The following is a 2,011-nucleotide window of genomic DNA, read 5'->3' on the forward strand; positions in this document are numbered from 1 at the left end:
CATCGGGAGGGGTAGGTTATCGGTTGACATTATAATCAATTCGTGAAAGCCCCAAGGTCCCAGCTCGTCGTTCCGCGCGGTTTTCCCAAAAAATCGGTTGTGAAGAGCGGAGCCGCAGACCCAGGCAGTGATATGGGCATCCCTTTCTTCAATGCGGGTGAAGTGGCTTTAAGCGCAAAGTCGTTGGTGACCGGATTTGTGAATTGCGGGTCGGCCTGCATGTCGGCAGCAGTCAGGTTGGTGGTCTGGAAACTGTTGGCGGCGTTGTTGCTGGCTTTGAAATCAAAATACAGGTTGTGGCTAATGAGATGGGGAGCGGCCAGGTCGTGCCAAATCGAGTGGCGGTAGTTGGCGGTTTTGTTGTAAAAAATATTATTGCGAATCACCAGATTATTGTTGCCCGTGTTCTTACTGAAATTCGAGATATCCCCTGCGAACCCCGTCTGAGCGTTGTTGTAGAATGTGTTGTTCACGATATACACATTGCTGAACTTCCCATTGCCGATGCTCTGAAACGTTACCCCCGAACTGCGGCTCTTGGCCACTACGTTATTGTAAAAGTAGATGTCCCGCGCGTGTCCACCGAGTTCACCGGCTACCGACAGTCCGCCCGTTTTGAAAAGCCGGTTACTATGGACCCGAATGTTATAGCTTTCTTTGCTGCCCGCATCCAGGTAGATACCAAGTTCGTACAAGTCGTGGACGTAATTTCGGCTGATTTCGCCGTTGTAGGATCCTCCTTTTGCATCAATGCCCTCGCCCCCCGGTGTATCCACGGTCAGACCGTCCCACACCTCATTGTCGCTTACTGTGAAATCGTGGCAATTGGTCACCGTGATGCACTCCTGAGTCCCATTGCCACTGGCGTCGCGGTTGAGCTCCTGGCAGGCTTTGCGGATGTTGTTGCGCCGGATGGTAAGGGCCGAACTGGTTTTTATATAGATGCCCGAAGCCCGCGTATTGAAAGTACTGCAACTGTCGAAAGCAATGTTCGTCGAACTCTCGCCCGAAAAGCCGTACCAGAAGCCATTTTGCGCTTTCAGACCTTTAACGGTAATGTGCTGATTGTCCTTCAATAGAAACAGTGCCTCCCATTGAACCCCGGCGTTATTGCCTTCGAGGACGGCCGTTTCGCCGTCTTTGCTTTTGATGAGAGTCGGGGTAGTGGCCTTACCGTTGGCCGACACCGGCACCACCACTTTTTCGGGGTAGGTACCCCCGGCGATCATAAGGATAGCTCCGCCCGGAATACTGCTTACTCCCTTCTGAATCGTTTTCCAGGGCGTAGCGGCATTCCTGGCCTGGTCTGCAGTGCGGGAATCGCTACCGGCGGTAGCTGAAACGTAGAATACCAATCCGGTTGTGGGTGGCGGTACCGCCGGCGTCACCACGGTTGGACTGTCGGCATCCTGAGTACAGGATTGAAGCAGGCCCACCAGCACAGTGGCAACGATAGGTATCAGGAATGTTTTCATGAAAAGGTATGTAAAGGCAGGAGTGACCCTGCCTTTACGAGTTTGGCGAGGTTGAACTCAGTAGCCGGGATTCTGTTCCAGGGTAGCATCCTTATTGGCTTCGATTTCCGAGAACGGAATCGGGAACAGCGCGTGGAAGGGTTGAATATTGGGAGAATTAAGTGGGTTGTATTTTTTCACCCGCTCAACCAGTTTGCCCATCCGCGAGAGCGTCACGCGACGATCTTCCTCAAAGATCAACTCTCTGGCCCGCTCGTCCAGAATGTAGTCAAGCGTTACCTCGGCGGGCGTTACGGGTTTGGCTTTGGCCCGGTTGCGAACCAGATTGATGTCGGCGGCGGCTTTGGCGGCATCCCCTTTCAGCAGGTAGGCTTCGGCCCGGAGCAGCAGGGTTTCGGGCAGCCGGATCTGGTACATATCGCGGAAGGTAGGCCCGGCACTGGCTTTGAGGGTCAGCTTGGCTGGATCCTGCACCACACCCACCGGATGCTGGCCGGGGGTTGTCACTTTCGACGGGTACGGATACCACCGCCAGG

General features: G+C 54.3%; 2 protein-coding genes. Both read right to left on the reverse strand.

Annotation, left to right across the window (positions count from 1 at the left end):
- Nucleotides 1–35: 35 nt before the first annotated feature.
- Nucleotides 36–1,475: a right-handed parallel beta-helix repeat-containing protein gene (locus ACEW8P_RS01690; RefSeq protein WP_373511380.1), complete on the reverse strand. Its 1,440-nt coding sequence runs from the start codon at nucleotides 1,473–1,475 to the stop codon at nucleotides 36–38.
- A 57-nt stretch (nucleotides 1,476–1,532) separates the two neighbouring features.
- The coding region (locus ACEW8P_RS01695; RefSeq protein WP_373511381.1) for a RagB/SusD family nutrient uptake outer membrane protein at nucleotides 1,533–2,011 on the reverse strand (479 nt) is incomplete at its 5' end.

It is taken from the genome of Persicitalea sp., from assembly GCF_041751555.1.
In the GTDB taxonomy this organism is placed as follows: Bacteria; Bacteroidota; Bacteroidia; order Cytophagales; family Spirosomataceae; genus Persicitalea.

Excerpts from the sequence above, each read along its gene's own strand:
- ACEW8P_RS01690 (WP_373511380.1), bottom strand. The coding sequence starts at position 1,475 with ATGAAAACATTCCTGATACCTATCGTTGCCACTGTGCTGGTGGGCCTG.